This is a genomic window from Mesorhizobium sp. CNPSo 4688, assembly GCF_057784295.1.
In genome coordinates, this window is sequence record NZ_JBWLUY010000018.1 from 67036 (window position 1) to 89718 (window position 22683).

General features: G+C 61.1%; 23 protein-coding genes and 1 tRNA gene. 16 read left to right on the forward strand and 8 right to left on the reverse strand.

What is annotated here, in order from left to right; translation table 11 throughout:
- Positions 1-87: 87 nt before the first annotated feature.
- From AC04SH_RS28000 to AC04SH_RS28010, 3 genes are all read left to right on the forward strand, one after another.
- Positions 88-1491 carry an aminopeptidase P family N-terminal domain-containing protein gene (locus AC04SH_RS28000; protein ID WP_488577409.1) on the forward strand — a complete coding sequence of 468 codons (1404 nt, stop codon included), beginning with the start codon at positions 88-90 and terminating at the stop codon, positions 1489-1491.
- 101 nt (positions 1492-1592) lie between these two features.
- Positions 1593-2666 carry an alpha/beta hydrolase gene (locus AC04SH_RS28005; protein WP_488577410.1) on the forward strand — a complete coding sequence of 358 codons (1074 nt, stop codon included), beginning with the start codon at positions 1593-1595 and terminating at the stop codon, positions 2664-2666.
- Positions 2667-2798: 132 nt separating this feature from the next.
- Entirely contained in the window at positions 2799-3956 is a 1158-nt protein-coding gene (locus AC04SH_RS28010) for an alpha/beta hydrolase (protein WP_488577411.1), read from the forward strand.
- 258 nt (positions 3957-4214) lie between these two features.
- Here AC04SH_RS28010 and ade read toward each other — a convergent pair whose 3' ends face one another.
- Entirely contained in the window at positions 4215-6026 is a 1812-nt protein-coding gene (gene ade, locus AC04SH_RS28015; RefSeq protein WP_488577412.1) for an adenine deaminase, read from the reverse strand.
- 345 nt (positions 6027-6371) lie between these two features.
- Here ade and AC04SH_RS28020 point away from each other — a divergent pair, with 345 nt between their 5' ends.
- The 4 genes from AC04SH_RS28020 to AC04SH_RS28035 all read left to right on the forward strand — a co-directional run bounded on the left by AC04SH_RS28020 (position 6372) and on the right by AC04SH_RS28035 (position 10271).
- Positions 6372-7223 carry an alpha/beta fold hydrolase gene (locus tag AC04SH_RS28020; RefSeq protein WP_488577413.1) on the forward strand — a complete coding sequence of 284 codons (852 nt, stop codon included), beginning with the start codon at positions 6372-6374 and terminating at the stop codon, positions 7221-7223.
- Positions 7224-7338: 115 nt separating this feature from the next.
- Positions 7339-7995 (forward strand): outer membrane protein, encoded by a 657-nt coding sequence (locus AC04SH_RS28025; RefSeq protein ID WP_488577414.1) that lies wholly within the window; start codon positions 7339-7341, stop codon positions 7993-7995.
- Positions 7996-8130: 135 nt separating this feature from the next.
- Positions 8131-8216 (forward strand) — tRNA-Leu (locus tag AC04SH_RS28030).
- Between the two features lie 1740 nt (positions 8217-9956).
- Positions 9957-10271: a hypothetical protein gene (locus AC04SH_RS28035; RefSeq protein ID WP_477238330.1), complete on the forward strand. Its 315-nt coding sequence runs from the start codon at positions 9957-9959 to the stop codon at positions 10269-10271.
- Positions 10272-10407: 136 nt separating this feature from the next.
- On the opposite strand, the gene AC04SH_RS28040 is transcribed toward AC04SH_RS28035, so the two are convergent.
- Positions 10408-10629 carry a hypothetical protein gene (locus AC04SH_RS28040; RefSeq protein ID WP_477238332.1) on the reverse strand — a complete coding sequence of 74 codons (222 nt, stop codon included), beginning with the start codon at positions 10627-10629 and terminating at the stop codon, positions 10408-10410.
- A 317-nt stretch (positions 10630-10946) separates the two neighbouring features.
- Here AC04SH_RS28040 and AC04SH_RS28045 point away from each other — a divergent pair, with 317 nt between their 5' ends.
- The gene (locus AC04SH_RS28045) at positions 10947-12365 is read left to right on the forward strand and encodes a coiled-coil domain-containing protein (protein WP_488577415.1); all 1419 of its coding nucleotides are present in this window, start codon (positions 10947-10949) and stop codon (positions 12363-12365) included.
- 234 nt (positions 12366-12599) lie between these two features.
- Here AC04SH_RS28045 and AC04SH_RS28050 read toward each other — a convergent pair whose 3' ends face one another.
- From AC04SH_RS28050 to AC04SH_RS28060, 3 genes are all read right to left on the reverse strand, one after another.
- Positions 12600-12836: a hypothetical protein gene (locus AC04SH_RS28050; RefSeq protein WP_488577416.1), complete on the reverse strand. Its 237-nt coding sequence runs from the start codon at positions 12834-12836 to the stop codon at positions 12600-12602.
- Positions 12787-13002 carry a hypothetical protein gene (locus AC04SH_RS28055; RefSeq protein ID WP_488577417.1) on the reverse strand — a complete coding sequence of 72 codons (216 nt, stop codon included), beginning with the start codon at positions 13000-13002 and terminating at the stop codon, positions 12787-12789. The genes AC04SH_RS28050 and AC04SH_RS28055 overlap by 50 nt, the downstream gene beginning before the upstream one ends.
- A 469-nt stretch (positions 13003-13471) precedes the next feature.
- A complete protein-coding gene (locus AC04SH_RS28060) occupies positions 13472-13663 on the reverse strand; it encodes a hypothetical protein (protein WP_477238338.1) in 192 nt (63 codons plus the stop codon).
- A 1809-nt stretch (positions 13664-15472) separates the two neighbouring features.
- Here AC04SH_RS28060 and AC04SH_RS28065 point away from each other — a divergent pair.
- The 4 genes from AC04SH_RS28065 to AC04SH_RS28080 all read left to right on the forward strand — a co-directional run bounded on the left by AC04SH_RS28065 (position 15473) and on the right by AC04SH_RS28080 (position 18128).
- Positions 15473-15676 carry a hypothetical protein gene (locus AC04SH_RS28065; RefSeq protein ID WP_477238340.1) on the forward strand — a complete coding sequence of 68 codons (204 nt, stop codon included), beginning with the start codon at positions 15473-15475 and terminating at the stop codon, positions 15674-15676.
- A gap of 135 nt (positions 15677-15811) precedes the next feature.
- A complete protein-coding gene (locus tag AC04SH_RS28070) occupies positions 15812-16018 on the forward strand; it encodes a hypothetical protein (protein WP_488577418.1) in 207 nt (68 codons plus the stop codon).
- A gap of 2 nt (positions 16019-16020) precedes the next feature.
- On the forward strand, positions 16021-16209 hold the full coding sequence (locus tag AC04SH_RS28075; protein WP_488577419.1) for a hypothetical protein: 189 nt from the start codon (positions 16021-16023) through the stop codon (positions 16207-16209).
- A 413-nt stretch (positions 16210-16622) separates the two neighbouring features.
- The gene (locus AC04SH_RS28080) at positions 16623-18128 is read left to right on the forward strand and encodes an HAL/PAL/TAL family ammonia-lyase (protein ID WP_488577420.1); all 1506 of its coding nucleotides are present in this window, start codon (positions 16623-16625) and stop codon (positions 18126-18128) included.
- 21 nt (positions 18129-18149) lie between these two features.
- On the opposite strand, the gene AC04SH_RS28085 is transcribed toward AC04SH_RS28080, so the two are convergent.
- Positions 18150-18728, reverse strand: a complete 579-nt coding sequence (locus AC04SH_RS28085; protein ID WP_488577421.1) for an NUDIX domain-containing protein — start codon at positions 18726-18728, stop codon at positions 18150-18152.
- A gap of 230 nt (positions 18729-18958) precedes the next feature.
- On the opposite strand from AC04SH_RS28085, the gene AC04SH_RS28090 reads away from it, so the two are divergent.
- From AC04SH_RS28090 to AC04SH_RS28105, 4 genes are all read left to right on the forward strand, one after another.
- Positions 18959-20056 (forward strand): NADH:flavin oxidoreductase/NADH oxidase, encoded by a 1098-nt coding sequence (locus AC04SH_RS28090; protein ID WP_488577422.1) that lies wholly within the window; start codon positions 18959-18961, stop codon positions 20054-20056.
- Between the two features lie 125 nt (positions 20057-20181).
- The gene (locus AC04SH_RS28095; RefSeq protein ID WP_488577423.1) at positions 20182-20496 is read left to right on the forward strand and encodes an SH3 domain-containing protein; all 315 of its coding nucleotides are present in this window, start codon (positions 20182-20184) and stop codon (positions 20494-20496) included.
- Positions 20497-20558: 62 nt separating this feature from the next.
- A complete protein-coding gene (locus AC04SH_RS28100; RefSeq protein WP_352560999.1) occupies positions 20559-20837 on the forward strand; it encodes a DUF982 domain-containing protein in 279 nt (92 codons plus the stop codon).
- Between the two features lie 42 nt (positions 20838-20879).
- Entirely contained in the window at positions 20880-21119 is a 240-nt protein-coding gene (locus AC04SH_RS28105; RefSeq protein WP_112567278.1) for a DUF2188 domain-containing protein, read from the forward strand.
- A gap of 79 nt (positions 21120-21198) precedes the next feature.
- Here AC04SH_RS28105 and AC04SH_RS28110 read toward each other — a convergent pair whose 3' ends face one another.
- The gene (locus AC04SH_RS28110; RefSeq protein ID WP_488577424.1) at positions 21199-21477 is read right to left on the reverse strand and encodes a hypothetical protein; all 279 of its coding nucleotides are present in this window, start codon (positions 21475-21477) and stop codon (positions 21199-21201) included.
- A gap of 97 nt (positions 21478-21574) precedes the next feature.
- Positions 21575-22543 carry an alpha/beta fold hydrolase gene (locus AC04SH_RS28115; protein ID WP_488577425.1) on the reverse strand — a complete coding sequence of 323 codons (969 nt, stop codon included), beginning with the start codon at positions 22541-22543 and terminating at the stop codon, positions 21575-21577.
- Between the last annotated feature and the right edge of the window lie 140 nt (positions 22544-22683).

Sequence of the window (22683 nt, forward strand, 5' to 3'; positions counted from 1 at the left end):
AAGCCTATTGCACAATTCGCCGTTTGCGGCCACCGATGCGGCGCGGCCGCTTTGACGTACCGAAAGAAATTCATTGGAGCCATCTTCATGCCTGTTTCGGCTGTCGCCCTGAAGACCGTCGCGCTTCCTGCATTCGGCGAGCCGACCACCATGCCACTGCTTGCGCGCCGGACCTATGAAGCGCGCATCGAGGCTCTGCTGGCGCGCGGCGCCGAAGCCGGGCTCGACGCCTTCGCCGTCTATGGCGACCGCGAGCATGCCGCCAATGTCGCTTATCTCAGCGGTTACGACCCGCGTTTCGAGGAGACTTTGCTGGTTATCGTTCCAGGCAACCCGCCAAAACTTCTCGTCGGCAATGAGGGCTGGGGCTACGCCGAGATCTGCGACGGACCCTATGAGCGCGTCCTCTACCAGACCTTCTCGCTGCCGGCGCAGCCACGCGACCGCTCCGCCTCCCTCTCCGACACGCTTGCCGCCTGCGGCCTGAAGATCGGCCAGAAGATCGGCGCCATCGGCTGGAAACCGTTCGGCCCCGGCGATGGCGGGTTTGGCGAGGCGACGCTCGACCTGCCGTCCTTCATCGCCGATACGCTGCGCACACTGGCTGGCGACAAGGGCGCGGTGGTCAATGCCGCCAACCTTCTGATGAACCCGACGGATGGTCTGCGCGCCATCAACGAGGCCGACCAACTGGCAGCCTTCGAATTCGCCGCGACCTTCTCCTCGCAAGGCCTGCGTAATGTGCTGCAAGGAATTGAGCCCGGCATGACCGAATTGCAGGCAGCCCGGCTGATGGGCATGAACGGCCTGCCCTTGTGCTGCCACCCGATGCTGTCCGCCGGCAAGCGTGCGCCCTACGGCCTGCCAAGCCCGCGCCTTGACATCATCAAGCGCGGCGACCCCATCACCATGGCCTATGGCATCCAGGGCTCGCTCAATGCCCGTGCCGGCTTCCTGGTCGAGAGTGCGCAGGAGCTGCCGCGCGGGATAAACGACTATGTCGACAAGCTGGTCGCGCCCTATTTCGCCGCCGTCGTCGACTGGTACGAGACCATCGGCATTGGCGTTACCGGCGGTGCCCTGTGGAAAGCCGTGCATGACCGCATCGGTGATCCATTCTTCGGCGTCTCGCTCAATCCCGGCCATCTCGTCCACATCGACGAATGGATGCATTCGCCGGTGTTTTCCGGTTCGGACATAAAGCTGCAATCGGGCATGGCGCTGCAGGTCGACATCATCCCGGCGACCGGAACCAGCTATTTCACCACCAACATCGAGGACGGCATCGCGCTCGCAGACCATGCCTTGCGCGAGGAGTTCGCGGGTCGCTATCCCGAGGCCTGGCGACGCATCGAGGCGCGCCGTGCCTTCATGGTGGAGGTGCTCGGCATAAGGCTGAAGCCCGAGGTGCTGCCCTTCTCCAACATACCGGCGTTCCTGCCGCCATTTTGGCTTTCGCGCAACAGTGCGATGACCGTGGCTCGGCGCTGAACGCATTTAGGCTGGACACGACTTACTTCCGCCGCACTTGGCCTGTCCGGGAGGTGTCGCGGAGGGTGGATGGCCCTTTTGGGCTTAAGTGGAATTTTGACGTGCGTTTGAAGACGATTTGCATTCTTGCGCTTGCCTTGCTTGTGGCGGGCTGCGGCGGCCGCAAAACCGAGGAACTGCTCGGCAGCGCCGTCATGTCCACGCCGGTGACCGAAATCTCGGGCAATCACTCGATCTTCATCGCCACGACACGTAAGAAATCCGACGATCCCAACAAGGTCTTCGACGGCGAACGCTCGGCGACGCTGAACTATGCGCGCGTCAACGTCACCGTTCCCGGCATCCACCAGACCGGCCAGATCGAGCGCCGCTCGCGCGGCAAGTCGAATGACCCGGCGAAATACTTCATGGCTTCCGAGGTTGTCGGCTATGACGCGCAGCCGAAATTTTCCGCCGCGCTCAACGCCGATATCGCCGCGCGCGGCGGCCGCGTCATGGTCTTCGTGCATGGTTACAACACCGGCTTCGACGACGCCGTCTACCGCGTGACGCAGATCGTGCATGATTCCGGCTATCCCGGCACGCCGGTGCTGTTTTCCTGGGCATCGGGCGCCAAGACCACCGACTATGTCTATGACAAGGAAAGTGCGAGTGCCGCCCGGGACCAGCTCGAAGTGACGTTGCGCATGCTGCAGCAGTCCGGCGCGCGGCGCATCGACATCGTCGCCCATTCGCTGGGCACCTGGGTCACCATGGAAACGCTGCGCCAGCTCGCCATCACCGGCGACCGCGATCTTGGCGGCAAGCTCGGCGACGTGGTGCTGGCCTCGCCCGATATCGATGTCGACGTGTTCAAGAGCCAGATGCGCCGCTACGGCAAGCCGGACAAGCCGTTCATCCTGCTGCTCTCCGACGATGACCGTGCGCTCAGGCTCTCCGGCCTGATCGCCGGCTCGCGGCCGCGCGTCGGCGACTACAAGGATGCCGCCGACCTCGCTGCCTATGGCGTCACCGTGGTCGATCTCTCCAAGGTGAAGGGAACCGACAGCTTCAACCACACCAAATTCGCCGACAATCCCGAACTGGTGAAGATGATCGGTCAGCGGCTGCGCGAGGATGACGGCTTTGCCAGCGATCAGACGGTGACCGACCGCATCAGCGCGCTCGGACAATAGGCTGTTGCCCTGCGGCTACCGTTGCCGCGCGACTTCGCAAATGCCGCGCGGCCCGCTCATTTTCGACTGGACCGGGCCGGTCTCTGCCTCTATCGACATAGAAATCGGCGCCATGCGCCAGCGGGAGCCCGCGTGAACGTGCGTTGGAAGACCGTCCTCGTCCTTGCGTTCGCGCTCGCTGTCGCCGGCTGCGCCGGCCAGAACACGCATGACCTCCTGAACAAGACGACGGTGTCGGTGCCCGCCTCCGACATCGCGGCCACGCATGAAATCTTCGTCGCCACCACCCGCCAGCCGGCGACCAAGGATCCGCGCCAGGTGTTCGACGGCGACCGTTCGCTGACCACCAGCTACGCCCGCGTCGACGTCACCGTGCCGAAGGTGCACCAGCTCGGCGCCATCGAGCGCGCCAAGGGTTCGGCCGAGTCCAACCCGGCCAAGCAGTTCACCGCCACCGACGTCGTCCACTACGGCGACGCCCCGCAATTCGCCAAGGCGGTCGGCGCCAACATCGCTGCAAACGGCGACCGCGCACTGGTCTTCGTGCACGGCTTCAACAACGGTTTCGACGACGGCGTCTACCGGCTGACGCAAATCGCCCACGACACCCAATATCCGGGCACGCCGGTGCTGTTTTCCTGGGCTTCGAGCGGAAAGACCACGGGCTACATCTACGACAAGGACAGCGCCAACGCCGCCCGCGACGACCTTGAGGCGACGCTCAGGATGCTCGCAAAGACCCGGGTGAAAAGCATCGATATCATCGCCCACTCGATGGGCACCTGGGTGACGATGGAGGCGCTGCGCCAGCTCGCCATCACCGGCGACCGCGATCTCGGCGGCAAGCTCGGCTATGTCGTCCTGGCCTCGCCCGATATCGATGTCGACGTCTTCAAGAAACAGATGATCCGCTACGGCAAGCCCGACAAGCCGTTCGCCATCCTGCTCTCGGGAGACGACCGTGCGCTGAAGCTGTCGTCCTTCCTCTCCGGCGACAAGCCGCGTGTCGGCGACTACGGCAATGCGGCCGACCTCGCCAGCTATGGCGTGGTCGTGGCGGATCTGACCAAGACCAAGGGCGGTGACCGTTTGAACCACGCCAAGTTCGCGGACAATCCGATCCTGGTGCAATTGCTCGGTGACCGACTGCGCACACCAGCCGCCCTGCGATCGAACGATCCGGGCGAGTTTGACGACATCGGCCAAGGGATCGGCAAGGCGGTCGGCTCCATGGCCGAAGTCGTCATCACCACTCCGTTCAAGGTGCTGACCATCGCCACTGGTGGGTGAAGGATATTATCTCGTGCCGTACTCGATGTGGATATTTGGCTTAGCTGGTATTGGTATTCTAGTTTATTTCAATCTCCTTGATAAGGATACGCAACGATGGCGAAAAATAGAAAATAGAAACGATATGTACGCTTATATTGCATTTTTTGGATCTATTGTGTTAGGGATTGCTGTATCCTTCTTTGAAGATTATCTCTTCTAATTCCGCTTACAAAACTCCACACAGAGCTACGGCGGGCTCGGATATCCCCGAACAGTTTATATAAAAAGGTTGACCTTCTGGAACGTCGTCACGTCGATCAGGCCGACATCAGAAATCCTGAGCTCCGGGATGACGACCAGCGCCAGCAGCGAGTGCTGCATGTAGGCGTTGTTCAGGGAACAACCCATCTTGCGCATCGCCTCGGTCAGCTCCTCGGCTTTGGCGGCGACAATCTCGGCGCGCTCGTCCGACATCAGCCCGGCGATCGGCATTTCAACCAGCGCCAGTTCCTTGCCCTTTGAAAACAACACCACGCCGCCGCCGACCTCGCCCAGCCGGTTGACGGCCAGCGCCATGTCTTCCTTGTTGGTGCCGACGCAGATGATGTGGTGGGCGTCATGCGCCACGCTGGAGGCCATGGCGCAGTCGCCCATATAGCCGAAGCCGGAGACGAAGGCGTTGGTGACGCCGCCCGTGCCCTTGTGGCGCTCGACCAGCGCGATCTGGCAGATGTCGTTGCGGCGATCCATGGCGACCAGCCCGTCCTCGACCGGCAAATCGGCCTCCAGCGCCCGCGTCGGCGCCTGGTTCTCGATGACGCCGATGACCCTGACCCGCACCTCGTTGGCGCCCTTGGGGGCCACAATGTCGAAGTCGCCTGCCCTCAGCTTCTTGCCGAGCTTGACCGTGTTCTTGGCCGTCTTCGGATAGTCATAGGCCGGAATGTCGATCTCGAGTTTGCCGGCCTTGGCCAGCCTGACGCCGCGGCCATAGACCTCGTCGATGGTCATGGCGGCGAGATCGGAGACGATCAGCAGGTCGGCCAGCCGTCCCGGTGCTATCGAGCCGATCTCGCGCTCCAGCTTGAAATGCTGGGCGGTGTTGAGCGTCGCCATCTGGATCGCCGTCACCGGCTTCAGCCCCTGCTGGATCGCATGGCGCACCACCCGGTCCATATGGCCCTCATGCACCAGCGTGCCGGAATGGCTGTCGTCGGTGCACAGGATGAAGTTGCGCGGATCGAGCCCGCTCTCCGTCACCGCCTTGATCTGCGAGGCGACATCATACCAGGCCGAGCCGAGCCTGAGCATCGCCTTCATGCCCTGGCGCACGCGCGCAATCGCATCCTCGGCGCGCGTGCCCTCATGGTCGTCCTCCGGACCGCCGGCGACATAGCCGTGGAACGGCAGGCCGAGATCGCGCGAGGCATAGTGGCCGCCAACGGTCTTGCCGGCCCTCACCGTGGCGGCGATCTCGCCCGACATCACCGGATCGTTGGCGGCGACACCGGGGAAATTCATCACTTCGCCCAGCCCGATGATGTTCTCCCAGGTCATCGCCTCGGTGACGTCGGCAACCGTCAGCTCGGCGCCGGCATGCTCCAGCCCGGGTGCGGACGGCACGCAGGACGGCATCTGGACGTGCACGTTGATGGGCATGGCGACAGCTTCGTCATGCATCAGCCGCACGCCGGGAAGCCCCAGCACATTGGCGATCTCATGCGGGTCGATGAACATCGAAGTGGTGCCATGCGGGATGACGGCGCGGCAGAATTCGGTCACCGTCACCATGCCGCTCTCGACATGCATATGCGCATCGCAAAGGCCGGGCACGAGATAGCGGCCGCCGGCGTCGACCACCTTGGTGCCCTGGCCGATGGCATGGCTGGCATTCGGCCCGCAATAGGCAAAGCGACCACCGGCAATGGCGATGTCGGTGCCGGCGATGATCTCGCCCGAATGCACATTTACCCAGCGGCCGTTGCGAATGACGAGATCGGCCGGCTTGCGCCCGGTCGCGACATCGACCAGATGGGTTGCCATCTCGGTCCAAGGCCTGGGTTTCGTCGCGTGCGCGGTCTTTGCCATGGGAGACTCCTGTTTGCCCGACTGTGCCAAGCCGGCATGGCTTTGACCAGCGATTGCGGGCGAAATCCGCTCGGCGATGTTTATTTGTGCCGGCACTTATGCTATTGTTTTTTAGATGGTGCTGATTTGCGCCAATGTCCCGCCGCGAGGCGGGTTTTTTGTTGCGATTGCCGTCACAGGCGGAACCGGACGCGTTGCGGCGGGCGGCACGGATTGAAATTTCAATTCACGCCGCCAGCCCGAAACCCCGTTCGTTGACTCCGCACACGGGAAGACAGTTAAATCGGCCTTCGCAATCGTCCGAGGCCGAAACGACCCGAGGACGAAACCTCCTGAGGTGAAGGCATGGCCCGGTTCCTGAAAGCGTTCGTCTTCGTCACCCTGTTCCTGATCTCGGCCGGCTTTGCATCCGCCGAGGAGCGCTGGCTGACGCTGCCGGAGCCGGCGGCAATGCCCAAACCGGATCAGACCGGCTATGCCCCGGTCAACGGCATCCAGATGTACTACGCCGTTTTCGGCTCCGGGGATCCGATCCTGTTGATCCATGGCGGCCTTGGCCACGCCGATATCTGGGCGAGCCAGGTGGCGACGATGTCCAAGACCCACAAGGTGATCGTCGCCGACAGCCGCGGCCATGGTCGCTCCACCCGCACCGAGCAACCTTACGGCTACGACCTCATGGCGTCCGACTATCTGGCTCTGCTCGACTACCTCAAGATCGACAAGACCGCTCTTGTCGGCTGGAGCGACGGCGGCATTATCGGTATCGACATCGCGCTGCGTCATCCGGAGCGGCTGACCAGGCTCTTTGCGCAGGCCGCCAATGTCACCACCGATGGCGTCGACCCCGGCGTGATGACCAACAAGACCTTTGCCGCCTACATCGACCGCTCGGGTCGCGACTACAAGAAGATGTCGAAGACGCCGGACCAGTACGATGCCTTCGTGGCGCAGATCAGCCACATGTGGGAGTCGGAGCCGGCCTGGACCAAGGAACAGCTCGGCAAGATCACCACGCCGACCGCGATCGTTGCCGGCGACCACGACGAGGCGATCAAGCGCGAACACACCGAATATATGGCCTCCGTCATTCCGGGCGCCAAGCTTATCATCCTGCCCAATGCCAGTCATTTCGCCATGCTGCAGGCGCCGGACGAATACAGCCAGGCGGCGCTGGACTTCATCGACGCCAAATAGAGAATAGCGCCCAGCAACAGGCGTATTTCGATTGTTGAACAATGGGTTCCGTTTTGCGGCGAATAGGGTTACCTTCCGGCAAGACGTCTTCTGAACCGCCATTTCGGAGAACTCAATGCGTCGCCTGACGTTCGCAAGTGCGCTGATTGTTCTGGCCGCGCCGGCTTTTGCCGCCGACCCGATGGCAGTGCCGATGACCGAACCGGGCTTCGACTGGACCGGCTACTACGCCGGCCTGCAGGCCGGCTATGGCTGGGGCCAATCCGACATATCAGTGACGGAAGACGCGCCGTTTTCGATCTCGACCGACATTGACGGCGGTTTTGTCGGCGGCCATGTCGCCGGCCTCTGGCAGTTCGACCAGGCGGTGCTCGGCGCCGAGGCAGACCTCAACTATTCCGCCGTCGACGGCACAGCGGAATCGGGGCTGGGAAGCATATTTGGCACCGACATCAAGTGGTTCGGGTCGGTCAACGCCAAGGCGGGCTTCGCCATGGACCGCGTGCTGGTCTATGGCGTCGGCGGCGTCGCCTTTGCCGGCATCGAAACGTCGCAAGTCGCGGGGACGTCGTTCGCCAGCACGCGCACGAACGTCGGCTGGACCGTGGGTGCCGGCGTCGACTACGCGCTGACCGACAAGTTCATCGTCGGCGCGCAGTATCGCTACTATGATTTTGGCTCCGAGCACTATGACGTCGCGGAACCCTTCAACGATCGCAATCAGGACGTGAAGCTGAACACGGTCGGTGTGAACCTGAGCTACAAGTTCTGAGCGTCGCCGGCGACTGAGATTTTCGCCACAACCAATTGTTTTAAAATCACGAACCACCTTTCATGAGTTCGAGCGGCGACACTCGGCAAAAGATGGCTTGACGGGTTTCCGCTGGCGTCTGAAAAGGGCTGGCCTGCGGACGTGGCGGAATTGGTAGACGCAAGGGACTTAAAATCCCTCGATCTCTGATCGTACGGGTTCGATTCCCGTCGTCCGCACCACATTGAAATCAATCAGCAATTTCTCCCTAGTCGAATTTCTGGCTACCCTAATGACATTAGGCTAGGGTGGCTGTAGGGGTAGCCGGCAGAGCCAATTTGGCAGATCCTCCGAGATCGATCGCTGCGAAATCCGGTCGACCCATGTCAATCTCAAGCTGTAGAAGCCTTTCTGCAAGAACCTGAGCTTGGCCTATCGTGTCGATTTGATTTGGCGACGGTCCGGTGCTGATGCTGCCGGCCAGCGACTGACCTGCGCGATCGCACCATATTCGCCGCCACTGCCGCGCTTATACTTCCAAGCGGTGCAACCCCAAACCGCCCTGGCCGGCGCCAACCCACCAGAGTCCCCAACTCACACGACGCCGGCCATTTTCTCTGCAACTACTTGCTTTGTCTCCGCGTACCTTATGGGACGGTAGGCTGCGCTGGGTCATGGGTTTGGGGGCGCGGCCTGCCGTCACTACGGGGCGCTGGGTGGGGTTGCTCCCTGCCTGTTTTTGACCGGCGCGTGCCCCACCCGAGGTTTCCCAACCCCTGGCGTCGGCCACTTTCCTGTTCCAGCCAACCGTCGAGCATTTGGCAATTCGGCCGGACAAACTATGATGGTGGCCTGCGGTTTTCAAAGATTGCCATTTTGTACGAATAAGTCAGGCGAATCTCATTACCACAAGCCTCACATGTCAGAGACTTGGCGCTTTTGATCATGCGCCCTTTGCGGATCATCATTCGCTTGCAGTTAGGGCATTGGACGATCATATCGTCTTCGTCCCGATCTCGTGAAAGTATCATAGTTACCTCCTGCCGGTTCGTACGAAGCAAGCCGCATGCCGCACTAGCGTCTCTTTTCGAAACACTTCGCACGCGAGACGGTGCGTTCACCACAGCGTTCAAACCTTCGAAGCAACTATCGCAGGCTGAAATCGACCGCTTTCTCGTGGCAGCAGAGGATGCACAACAGCATCGTCCGGCCGCTCCTGGCGTACCACAGTTGAGCACTACCGAGCGCTTCGTGAGGTCCACGGGCCGCTTATGAAATCGATCGAGAAAATCACCGGGCAGAAAGCTAGGTTCAATGGAACCCGACAGGGCCGGCGCAGCCTCCTACGGCGAGGTAGTCCATACGGCTTAATTGCGCGATTGCTAATATACTCATAGGGTCATCCGCGCGGGGGACCAAACTCACCCGCAGTGGCCGGCATGACATTAGCCCCACAAGGCAACCCAACCCTGCCGGCCACTCATCTATGGCTGGGTAGCGCCTACTTGCGCACGATCCATTCGAGCATGTCTTGCGGGCTCAGGCACGGCTGGCATACTTCACCTTGCCCCACTGACTGCATTGAGGACACAAAGGATGGAGATAGGCCAACTTGTCGCCCGGAATATTTCCCGAACTAGTGATCGTCAGGCTGCTCCCTTCGAAACCCTCCAAGCTGTAGGATTCCCAGGTGCCGCTGAGGGGCTGAGCGTCTTCTCGTAGTTTCAAATACCCGATTCGACCGCATTCGCAAACCAGCTTTTCCCGCAATACAGTTGAGAGCACTTAGGACAGCCTTCTGATGATGCGGCGAACAGGCCCGATGCTACCCATGGGACATTTGGTATTCGGGTTTCCCGCACTGCCCAAGCTACATGAATATTAGCGACCGCTCAACTAAGACTGAAGTCCCTAAGCCCCCACCCGCAAGGGCATATTAGCATCCCCTTGACTAAGGCGCCGGCCGCACCAGAATCATCGGCATGGCTCGGGGCAATATCAAGGTAGGCGATGAAGTCGCCGTCACGGCGGTTGTGCGCGGTCGGGTGACACACGATCGCATCAGTGTGACGATCCCCTCCTATGCCTTCCCGCATTCGGTTGTCGATTCCACTTCAAAGGCCGTGATCGGCCAGCATATGGAGCTGACCGGCCATGTCACTCGCATCGACGGCGATAAGGTAACCATCAGCCTCCGGCCGTTGGTGACGGTCGACGCCGAGCATGTCCGCCTGGTGGAAAGCTACGTCCTGCCGAAGCGAAAAACTCCGCTTATCGGCAACCCTTCCCGAAAATGACCAAGCTCTCTGATCTCGTGCCACCCGCCCCCGGCAAGAGACGTGGCGCCGAGCCAGCCGATCCGCGGGGGATAATATTTTATCACGAAGGAGGAGCGGTGTAGGGCACAATCGCATCTCTCGCGGCAGGAAGGTTCTACTCTGCCCAATCGCTTCCGCGACGCTGTATCATATCGAGAATGACTTTGAATACGCTGCCAACTTCCTCGCTGATCTCGTCGGCGCTTATACCGTGCTCTTTCGCCGCTTCAATCACCTGGTCAGCCAGGTCGACGGCCGTGGCTGGATCATCGTTGGTGACGTGCAGAAGGTGTTCTGCCATCCATTCGTCCAGGAAGAGAATGCCGCGATCGCTCATGAACGAATAGATGCTTAACGCATGTATCCGATGGAATGCGCGAAACCTGCGGTTGCGTTTCCAATTTTGGATACACAAGCACGCGCTGCGCGTTGGCGGAAGTCCCGCGATCTGTCCTGACCGCAGAAGGCCCCGCCGGTGCCTGTTTCGGTCAGCGTGTCTTGAGGTCAGGTGACGGATATATCCGAAGCTCGTAGATATCCACGGATAGCGCTGTAATCACTCTAGCATCTTGACCTTCAAATGCATGAACCTCTCGCCTCAAAGGTGGCTTAAAGTGGCGTCGAAAAGGTTATGTTGCGTAGGGAGTGCTTGAGATGAATTTGCCGAACTTTATCAAACGTTATGACAAAGTGGAAAAGGCTGCCGAGGAACTCCAGATAGAGCTAGCCGAGGCCTTGAACAACTCCCTGAGCCTCGATGATATGGCCCCATCGCAGGACGATAGTGTCCCGAAAGACGACCTCGCGATAGAGACCGATGCCCCTCAACTTGAGGGCGTTTCCATTGAAGCTCCGCGACAGCTGACTTCGCATACGCAGAGCCGGCTCGATGCTTTGGGCTCTTTTGAGAGGCTGTTCAACGATGCGGAGGAGCATTTGGAGGAAGTCAAAGCGAAGCTTCTGGAGGTTGCAACCTCACACCACTACACACGCGAATTCTTCCACATCCTTCAAGCAGACTTCTTTCGCGCCAACGAACTGGAAATAGCAAACGCTAACCTGACTGCGGAACAGAAGGCCCTGTCCGAACAACTGCACGATGTGACGCGGAAGCAGCGCGAGCACGAGAGCGCGTTCGGTGCCATGCAGCAGCGTGAGGTGAGTCTGGTTCAGGACAGGGACGCTCTCCGCAGTGCGCTGGCCGCAGTAAGGCTGGAACTGGTGGAGGCAGCCAATGCCAGCGCAAAGCGGGAAGCGGAATTCAGCGAGGTTGCCAAAGCTCTTTCGGTGAGAACGGCCGAGGCCGATAGGCGCTCACGGGAAAACGACACTTTGCGGGAAAAGCATGTGAGGCTTTCGATCGACCTCGACAAGGCACAAAAGCGCGAAGCTGAGGCGCGGCGCAGGCTCGATGAGCTATCGACCATCCATGCCAACGATGCGGCGCGGCATTCCGAACTGCTGGCTGCGCTTGGCAAGAGCGAGAAAGAGGAAACGCGGCTGCAGAAGTCGCTTGAGATCATGCAGGCGAAATTGTCGGAAATGACGGAAGCCACACGCATCGCGGAAGACGACAGGGAAGCCGAACGCGCACGCACTCTTGCGGAGATACGCGGCTTGCGTTCTGAAATTCAAAGCCTTCAATCGCGACTGGATGTGGCGCTGAGCAAGGCAAGCGAAGCATCCGGTGAGATCGCCAGGCTGACGGCTCAATGGAGCGATACCATGGCCGAAAAGCAGGTTGCAGATGAAAGGTATTCTGACCTCATGAAAGAGAGCGAAGCTGACAAGCTGAGCCTTTCGAGATTGACTGCGGACCTCTCGCAGATCTCTGTCCAATACGCATCCGAACAGATGCAGTCCGATATCCAGAGGCAGGAATGCGAGGACATGCGGGGAGAAATCGCTGCGCTCAGTGCACGCGTCAAAGAGTTGTTGCCATATGAGCGCTTGCACAAAGTGACGAGTGCAAGGGAACGTGAGGGCGTTGTCGGTGTTGGCAGCGTGGCAGCGGAACCGGCCCGCCCCAGAGCCAGGCGACGGTCTCGCACAAGCCTGCGTGCAGCGTCATAGACGTGGCGCCGGCGTTACAGATGTTGGCGGGTATAAAGTGATCAGTGGTAACGCGATCGGAACACTCACCACGGAAAACCGGTATAGGGTCCTCACCAGAAAAAAGCCCGCCAGGGGCCAGCGGGCGTCAGAGATTGACGAGGGTAAGGGTTTGAATTCTCGTCGCAAGATAATTTAGCCGAAGCTTACATCTGGGGCAACTGGTCCTTCGGGTATCCGGCTAAGCCGCCTGCGTCAGTCGTCACCGCCGCCGTCGCCACCACCTTCGCCACCACCCTCGCCACCGCTGCCGCCGCCCTCGCCACCGGCATGCTCACCGCTCTGGTGCTCACCACTCTGATGATCGCCAGTCTGGTGCTCACCGGTCTGGTGCTCACCGATATCACCGCTGGCATCATCGGAATCCTCACCCTGGTCGTCACTACCCCTTTTGCGGGCCGGCGGTGGCGCTATCGTCATTCTGGTGGCCATTGCTGGCGTCGGCCTCGACCGCATCATCATCATCGTTCTGGTCGCCGCTGGTAATGGTCGCTGCTGAACCAGCGTGATCGGAGACCTGGCTTGCGAAGGCACTGGCTGCCGTGAAAATGCCCAGCACACCGACAGAAGTCGCCAGCAGCAAGGGGAGCTTTTTCATCGTTTTCTCCAATAGTCGGCTTGCCAGCCATGTGACTGGTTCCGGCTTTATCGTTCGAGGCGGATTACAGCGCGCTTAAGCGCAAAGGAGCAATCTTAGCTACTGCTAATTTTTTCGCCGATCCTTTAGCGATCTCGCACATGTATGGACCCAACGCCTGAATGGAAGCAGAGGGGCGTGGGCAAAGTCCAGCGTCATCAGGGTGCCAATCAGGCTGACCGCTGGCGAAGAAACGCCGAGCGCGGCTGTGGCGATGGTAATATCTGCTTGCGCTGGTGATGGTCCCCCTACCAGCCTTCCTCACGGTGAGCCCGAACAGCCTTGAAGCTATCGCCGGGCTCGTTCCTGCCGGCCTGCTGAACGACAGTGCTGGTAGTTGCGAGGATAGCCCGATAGGCTTAATTGCGCGATTGCCAATATGCTAATAGAACGTCGACACGTCGACTTTTGATACTTCTCTGGGTAGCGATTACAACCTCTTGAAGTCGGCAAGCCCCAGGCGCATCCGCTGGCCTTCCGCGAAGGCTAGAGCGAACGATTCCAGTTCGAAGGATCGGGTTAGTTCTTGGTCATCCTCGACCACGCGGACGAACCATTCGCCGCAGGCTTCGACCACTTCAATGCACGGCGAGACCTTGCCGTTCGGCTCCACGCTATCCATCGCAGCCTCCATACGAAAGCAGTGGCAACGTCGCGTTTTATAAGTCTGCCGAAACCGGCCTTTCAATAAAAAAGATGGTACGGAAACGTACAAAACGGCATCACGCATCCTGGCAGGACGGCAAGTGGCAAACTCGCCGGGCGAAGACCCCCACGACCTCAAGCCCGGCGAGCCTCACAAACCTGATCAGAGTACGCGATCAGGACCGGGGTCAGCCGGCAAACCTGAGCTGCAAGATTGATGCCGACAAATCTCATTCGAAATGGCACAGGCTCACATATGCGCGTCACTCAGAGATTGGAGGAGCCGCTGTAGCCTCATTGACCATAACACCACCAGTGCCACCACGATACCGACCAAACAGTATGCGACCCAGACGCTGGTCATGGGTCCTGCTTAATCCGCAAATCGTGCTGCACGTAAGCGCACCTTACCGCTGCCCTTCGGCGCCGCCGTGAAGATTCTAGGCCCATCCGCCGGCGCGGTTCTTCATCGCCTCCAAGATGACTTCGAACACGCTGCCTACGTCTTCGCTGGTGGCTGCCTCAGAAACGGCTTCTTGGTCGGCGGGCTGGCCGTCAAGACTTTTTATCGCCGTTTGGATTTGGTGCCGGCGCCTCGCGCACATCTCGCGGTGGCGGATTGACGTGTTGAGGCTCCGGCGATGCGTCCTGGTCTGGACGGACAGGCGTCTTCTTTGGGCTGGGTTTCGGCGGCGGATCTTTGATTTTGCCTCGCATGCCCAAAGAACCGACATAGCCGCTTCTTGTTCCCACACACGCTCTGATATTTTAGCAGTTGCGAAACAAAGTCCCCGCTTCCGCGTTGAGATTTCGTCCACAAAAGGGGAGAAACTCGCAAATGGATCCGGCAACTGCAGCAATGATGGTTCTGCTGTCGTGCAGCCCAAGCCAGGCTGTCTGCAAACCGCTCGATCCGTCACCGGCCAAGATGTTCGTATCCCTTGACGAATGCCAGGCTGCGTTGGCCGACAGGCTCGCAGGCGCCCCCAACGGGGAGATCGTCGGGCGATGCAGTCCGGTCGACCCATCCGCTACAGCTTCCCTTCCCGCGGGATACAGGACGGTTGTCGTCACGCGGGGCTGGGCGCGAATGCGGTGAGCAGTCGCTACATCGTGTTGCACAAAGACTGAAGCCCGCCACCGTGAGGCAGCCGGCACGGCCGCCCGAGCTACTCCAAAGGCGGCTCTTCGCTCGGAGGAGTCAAAACGGTAATATCCATTCTGGCGATTGTCGACGCGGCGCGCCCCTGCGCACCAGGATCTGTGTCGCCACTTTCTGCCACCATAGCCTTGGCGCGATGTCCTACGCTGTCTGCGCTTTTGCCAGGCGCAAACACTTCGCCCGCCTCTGTCTTTGCGGGCTTCGGTTGAGTTTCCGGTACCTGCCGATGTTGATTTCCAATCGCCGAGACCATTGATACCTCCGCTTGATGAGGCCGTAACCGTACCTGTCAAAGCTGTAGCCAGCCTGACCATTCTAAACAGCCCGCCACCGTGAGGCCGCGGGCTTCAAGTCGCCAACTTGGCAACTTGATCAGAGTGATCGGGTTGCTCCCGCTCGTCGTCGCCTCTGGATTCCCTGGCGCTCGGCCCAAACGCCGCCTGCGTTCGTCGCACTCTTTTGGCGTGCCGACAGGTGCGCGCCCACGACGTCGATCTTGGGATATCTCGTCGGTTCAACCTCAGCCACCCCCCTTGATGCGGCGCCGGTTTCGCCCGACAATAGGGAACGATTTCGCCCGCTATGTGTTAGGAGCTCATGAATCCCGCGGACCCTGGATCCAGAATGGCAGCCGATCTTCTGACCAAGCAACTCGCCGATGCCCAGCAGCAGCGCATCAAACAAACCGAGCTTGCGCTTGCACTCAGCGAGAAAATGGTGGCTGAGAACCTCGCTTTGTCCAGCAGGATACGCTCTGCACGGCGGCGAGTCGTGAAGTCCGGCCTGACGACAATCGACCCAACAGCCCTGAACCAGTTCGCACAATAATCGCACTCCACTGCGGATAGTGTGGGGGAGGTTGTTGGCAGCCTTGGCGGCTATCGGCCAATACGTCGCAGGAACCAAAGCGTTCGGCAGGGGTTGGTGTTCCGAAGGGATCGCAACCCAAAAGGACGCGGAACAATGGACCTGATGAACTTGGAGCTGGCCAGAGCACGACAGCGTGTCGGCCGGGCAAAGTTGGATCTCGAACGCGCTGAAAACTTGCTCGATGAAGAGTGCGGGGTCGCCGTGAACCTCGCCTTGTGTTGCCGAATTCGCTCGGCGCGACGGCGCGTGGTCGAGGCCAGGCAGCGGCTGACGAAGATCGATCCCATCAAGGCAAATTGACCATGATCGCGACCCTGAACCCCGAAATCGCGAGAAGTGGGCCCATCTATCGCCCGGCGCAACTCGCACTACTCCGGCATCAGTTGATGCAACACTTCGAAAGCACCGACTCTGCAGCCAGGCAGGTCGAGGACGAGTTGGCCAAGCTGTACAAAGAAGCCGCTATACATCGGCTCGCGCCCCACATCTGAAACGGGCAGGCCACCCGAAGCAGCCGCCTCAAATGTCGAGATAGCCGGCGGCGACAAGCATAGCTTTGTATCGAGATGCCCGCGCGCTGCTTCGCTTCAGCCATGCCTTTGCGCCACGCGCCATTCCGGGTGTCCTTGCAACTTCCGGACGACTAGGTGACAGGGATTCGCGGGTCAAGCCCGATAATGCAAGCGCCGAAATGGAGCCGTGGTTCAATCCGAAAGCGGATTGAGCTTCGGGTGCTGGATCAGCGTTTTATGACCCACGACGTCGCTCCAGTCGCATCAATCGCCGATTCCATCGTCACTATACATCGCGGTTCTGCGCTACGGAGCCAAGAGCAAGGTCTCACCAGCCTTTCGAGCGACCCAACAGCGCTTGCCCATCCACAGCGCTATTTTCGGAACGACCAATGACAATAACGATAGATGGCAACGCCAGCTGGCGCGACATCGCGCAAGTGAGCGTAGGCGAATCCCTGGCGCTCAGTCCGGCAGCGTGGGAGAGGATCACCTTTGCGAACCAGATCGTCGCTTCCATCGTCGAAAAAGGTATCCGCGCCTATGGCGTCAATACCGGGGTCGGCGCATTGGCAAGCAAGGTGGTGGCGCCTGCGCTGCAAAAGAAATTGTCGCGCAATATCATTCGCAGTCACGCATGCGGCGTCGGTGACCTGGTGCCGAGACGCGGCGTGCGCGCCATCATTGCCGCCCAAGTGGCAAATTTCGCGCATGGCCATTCCGGTGTAAGCCCTCAGATCGTCCGTAACTTGCTCACCTTTATCGAGCGCGACTGCATTCCCGACGTGCCGTCCAGGGGATCGGCCGGGTATCTGACGCACAACGCCCATGTGGCACTGGTCTTGATCGGTGAAGGCAGTGCAACCGTGGCGGGTCGCTCGATGAGCGGACTGGAAGCGCTTGCGGAAATGGGTCTGGAGCCCCTGGAGCTTGGCGCGAAGGAAGGCTTGAGCCTGGTCAATGGCACGGCGTGCGCGACCGGCCTGACCAGCATCGCCGTGCAGCGCGCGGAGCGCTTGCTGGGATGGGCTGACGCCGCGGCCGCTTTGACGCTTGAAGCCGCAGGCGCACAAATGCCGGCCTTTGGCGAAGCCATCCTGGCGATGCGGCCCTCGCCCGGCATTCAGGATGTGGGCAAAGCGCTGCGCGGCTGGCTTCACGGCAGCGCGCTCATCGCGCTTGCTCACGGCGGTCGCACGCAGGACGCACTCAGTCTTCGCGCCGTGCCGCATGTTCATGGCGCCGCCCGCGAGGTGTTGGACCGGTCCGCCGAGCTGGTCGACCGCGAATTGGCTGCCGTTACCGACAATCCGGCTGTGTTCGGGTCGTTGAACGATCCCCAGGTTGTCTCGGAGGCGCATGCGGTGGCGCCGGCGCTCGGACAGGCAGCCGACGGCCTGACGATCGCCTTGGCGCAGGTGGCTGGAATGAGCGAACGTCGGATCGACCGTCTCGTCAATCCCCTGGTCAACAATTTGCCGCCCTTCCTTGCCGATGAGGACGGCAGCAACTCCGGCTTTATGATTGCCCAATACACCGCCACGTCGCTGAGCAACGTCAATCGCCGCCTGGCCGCTCCGGCGGCGACCGACGGCGGCGTCACATCCGGCCTGCAAGAGGATTTTTTGGCGCATCCAACGGTGGCAGCCAACAAGCTGCTCGCCGTTATCGACAACGCGGAATACATTTTGGCAATCGAACTCATGGCCGCCGCGCAAGCCCATGATTTTCTGGCCGAGCGCGGTGCACGCGCGCGCGGCACCGACACCATCTACCGCATGGTCCGGGAGAACATAGCGCACTATTCCGACGATCGGCCTCTGTCCGGGGATATGGAGGAATTGCGCAATTTCATCCGCGAAGTGGACGTGCCACCCTGTCCGCAGCCCACCGAGTGAGGCCCGCCGAGCTTCGCGGAGCTAAGCCTTCAGCGGGTACAGTTTCAGGTGCTGGATCAGGATGATCGTCTTGGCGTCGATGATGCGGCCGTCGGCGATGCCGGCGAGCGCCTCGTCGAGCGGCATTTCGAGCACCTCGATGTCCTCGCCCTCCTCCGGGGCGCCGCCGCCGGCCGAGATGCGGTCGGCGGGCGAGTAGCGCGCCACGAAGAACCACAGCCGTTCGGTCACGCTGCCCGGGCTCATATAGGGCGCAAACAGCCGCTCGATGTTCTCTAAGTGATAGCCGAGCTCTTCCTCGGCCTCCTTGAGGATGGCGGTTTCCGGATCGTTTTCGTCGAGCAGACCGGCGCAGGCCTCGATCAGCGGTTCGCGGTGGCCGGTGACATAGGCGGGATAGCGGAACTGCCGAACCAGCAGCACCGTCTGGCGCTCGGGATCGTAAGGCAGGATCACAGCGCCGTCGCCGCGATCGTAGGTCTGCCGGATCTGCGTCTCCCACTGCCCATCGCGCCGGCGATAGTCGAGGACGGTCTTCTTTAGGACTGCCCAGTCGTCGGACAGGACTTCCTCCGAGCGGATACGGATGCGATCTTCCATGATGAACTCCATGCTGTCGGCGCCATGGCCTAAAGCAATTCCAGGAAAAGTGTGAGCGGTTTTCCCGGGAAAGCGCGAAGCGCTTTCCCTTGGGAATTGCGTCAAACAAATAGATAGAGCCGCGAACCGTTTTGCGCGCAACCGAAACGGCGAGGCTTTCACCGCCTCGTGTCTGGTGCCGGCAACTGCCATCACCTACATAGCTCAAGCCCCCTCCCCGGAGTTTCTTGATGACCGCAGCGCTTTTCCAGCCGATCACCCTCGATGGCCTGACCTTCCCGAACCGCATCGCGGTGGCGCCGATGTGCCAATATTCCGCCGATGACGGCTCGGCCAGCGACTGGCATCTCTATCACTGGATGAACCTGGCCATGTCGGGCGCCGGCATGATCACCGTCGAAATGACCGATGTCGAACGGCGCGGCCGCATCACCCATGGCTGCCACGGTCTTTACTCAGACGACAACGAGGCCGCCGCCCGGCGCACGCTGTATGCCGCCAGGCGCGTCGCCGCCCCGGAGACGAAATTCGGCATCCAGCTTGCCCATGCCGGGCGCAAGGCGTCCAACAGAAAGCCCTGGGAAGGCGGCGGTCCGCTGCAGCCGGGCGAGGATCCCTGGCAGACCGTCTCGGCCTCGGCTGTTCCCTACGACACCGGCTGGAACGTGCCGCATGCGCTGGAGGAGGATGAGATCCTGCAGCTCGTCGAGCGCTTCGCTCAAGCCGCAAGGCGGGCCGAGCGCGCCGGCTTCGACTTCCTCGAACTGCACGCCGCGCATGGCTACCTGATCTTCCAGTTCCTGTCGCCGCTGTCCAACCAGCGCACAGACCGATGGGGCGGATCGCTGGAAAACCGCATGCGTTTCCTGCTCGAAATCGTCAAGGCGGTGCGCAAGGCGGTTCCCAGGCTGATGCTGGGCACGCGCCTGTCGGTGAAAGAATGGGTCGATGGCGGCTTCGAGGTGGAGGATGCGATCGAAGTGGCCAAGGCCTTGAAAGCGCTTGATGTTGCCTATCTCTGCTGCTCGAGCGGCGGCAATTCGCCCCTGCAGAAGCTGCCGATCGGCCCCGGCTATCAGGTGCATCTGGCAGAAGCGGTGCGCAAGGGCGCCGGCATTCCGACGCGGGCTGTCGGCCTGATCGACGATCCCGCCCAGGCCGAAGAGATCGTCGCCGACGGCCGCGCCGATATGGTGGCGCTGGCTCGCGCCTTCCTCGCCGATCCGCGCTGGGGCTGGCGCGCCGCCGCCACCTTTGGCGAGAAAATCCATCCGGCGCCGCAGCTCGCCCGCTCGGTAACGACGATGCAGCACTGGATGAAGGACTGAGCGGCTGCACCGACGGATGCGCAAAAACGCATTTGCTGGACAGGCTGCCGCAGCTTCGCTTTAATCCGACCGCACTGTTTCCGTGGGGGTAAGGCCGCCTTGGCGGCCGGGTTGGGAGCAAAGTCATGGCATCAAGGGCAATCTATCCCGTGGCCGCCGCTCTGGTCGTCGCGCTGTCGTTCGCTGTATCATCTCCGGTTGGCGCGCAATATTGCGAAGGTACGGTGCATGGCCTGTCCAGGCACTACGATCTGGATACGGGAAGCGGGTTTCTCGCCGTACGCGCGCGGCCGAACTCGTCGTCGCGCATGATCGGCCAGTTGTTCAACGGCGACCACACCGAAATCTTCGACCGCCGCGGCAACTGGTACCAGATCGACTTCAAGGGCCGAACCGGCTGGGCCAACGCGCGCTGGCTGCGCAACGACTGCGGCTACTGAGACGTTTGGGCGCAGGCTGACTGCCACTTTTGCAACCAAATTGGCTGCTTTGCGTTGCGGCCATCATGGATAACAAACCTTTTGAAACGCCCGTCGTGGTCGAACTCGGCCATGTCGGCAAATATCGCCAGATCCGCAGCGCCCAGGAAGCGGCGGAGTGTCTGATGACGGTCTGGCCGCTCAATCGCGGCCCGCGCCATCGTGATGCTCTCGACACTTGCCTCAAAGTGCTGGAAGGTTATCGTTCGACGGCCGATGCGCGCCGGGCCTTGATCGAAGCGGCCAAGGAATCGGAAGTGCTGGTTCCCGAAGACCGGCTGCCCGACGCCAAATTGCATTGAAGAACGGGCCGCATTGAACGAACGGACGAACCGGAGGATTTCATGGCGAAGCTGACTTACAAGATCGTCGAGCATGACGGGGGCTGGGCCTACAAGGTCGGTTCGACATTCTCGGAGACATTCCCCACCCACCAGGACGCTCTGCGCGCCGCCGAGATCGCCTCGGCCGAGCAGCAGGTCGCCGGCGCGACAGACGGCATCCAGTATGAGGATGCCGACGGCAAGTGGCACGACGAACTGGCCGACGGCCGCGATCGGCCACAGACCGAAGTTTCCGACTAATCCTTGGTTGTTTGATATCGCTGCCGGCCGTGGATGCCTGTTTCAGGCATCCTGCCGGTCAGTCGAGAGTCTGCGTCGATTATTTGCCGCAATACTGATCGTTCACGTTGGGCCTCACATTTCCGTAGGGTCCTGACGGGTCAGAGGCACACGGCCCGGCAGAGCCGATATAGTCCTGGCCGCGTGAGCCGTCGGAATTGATGCTGCCGGTGGTGCTTTGGTCGACGGTCGAGGACTGCTCGTTGCCGAACGGCCACCAGCTGCGATGGTTGGAGGAGGTTCCGTCAGATGATTGAGCCATCGCCGACGTGGCGAGACCGATCGTCAGAACAGATGCTGCGAAAAGTTTCCTGTACATTGAATTACTCCGTATCTGCCGCCTTGGGTGCGACACGGAGTAAATCCGGATATCCGCCGAATGGTTCAGTGAAATTGTCGTGAGGCCGCGGTGATGCCTATGGCAAAAATGCCCGCTCGGCGATGCGCTTGATGAAGGCGATGACGCGGTCCGGCTCGGCGAATTGCGGCATGTGGCCGAGGCCATCGACCGTCTCGGAATCGAGCCCGCCGATCCTGTCCTTCATTGGCTCTCCGTGGATGCGCATGTCGATGACGCGATCGGCAGTACCGAAGAAAATGCCGGCCGGCATGGCGATCTCGCCGTAACGCTGCTCAATGCGGCCAAGATCCTCTTCGACCGCCACGAAATCGGTGGAGGTCGCATGGAAATGGCTCGGCCTCAGCCCGAGCCATCCGCCGCCATGGACCATGTAGTTGGCGGGAACGGCCTGCGGCGCGAAGATGAACTCCAGGGTCTGCCGCGCATATCGGAGGCTTGTCGGTACAGCGACGGTATAGGCCATGATCCGGCGCCAAAGCCGCGAGCGGATATAGAGCAGGCCCGCCTTCTCGCGCACGCCGGCTTCCAGATGCGTCAGCGGCGCCAGCAAGGCGATGCCGGAAATCGCCTCGGGATGTTCCACCGCCAGGGTCAGCGTGACGGCGCCGCCCAGTGAATGGCCGACCACGAGCGGCCTTTCCAGTCCGAGCGTTTCGTTGAAGCGCCTGACGATCTCGGCCTGTTCCGGCAATCGGCCGGTGGCGCCTCTCGCCCGCACCGAATAGCCCGATCCCGGCCGGTCGAGCGCGATCAGCCGGTAGCCCGGGCCAAAGCGGCTAAACAGCGTGTGCCGGAACTGGTGGAGCTGCGCCCCAAGTCCGTGCACGAACACGATCGGCCGCCCCTCGCCCGTTTCGACATAGTGGATGCGGTTGCCGTCGATGTCGACGAACTGTCCGCTGGCCGGCACCAGTCTTTCGGCCTTGGCCGCAATCCAGAGCGTCGCCGCCACCAGGGAGGCGACGATGACGAGAGCCAGCAGAAGCAGACCGCCAAGCAGCCACAACAGAATCGATACCAGCATGTTTCACCCGGGAGCGAACCGGCGCGCACCATCACCCACCGCCGGACGCGCGGCAAGGCAGCCTGCCGGCTTCTGACGGCATTGCCGCCCGTCCCATGTCGCGCTATCTCAGGCGATCTTGTCTGCCCAAGGCGATCCGT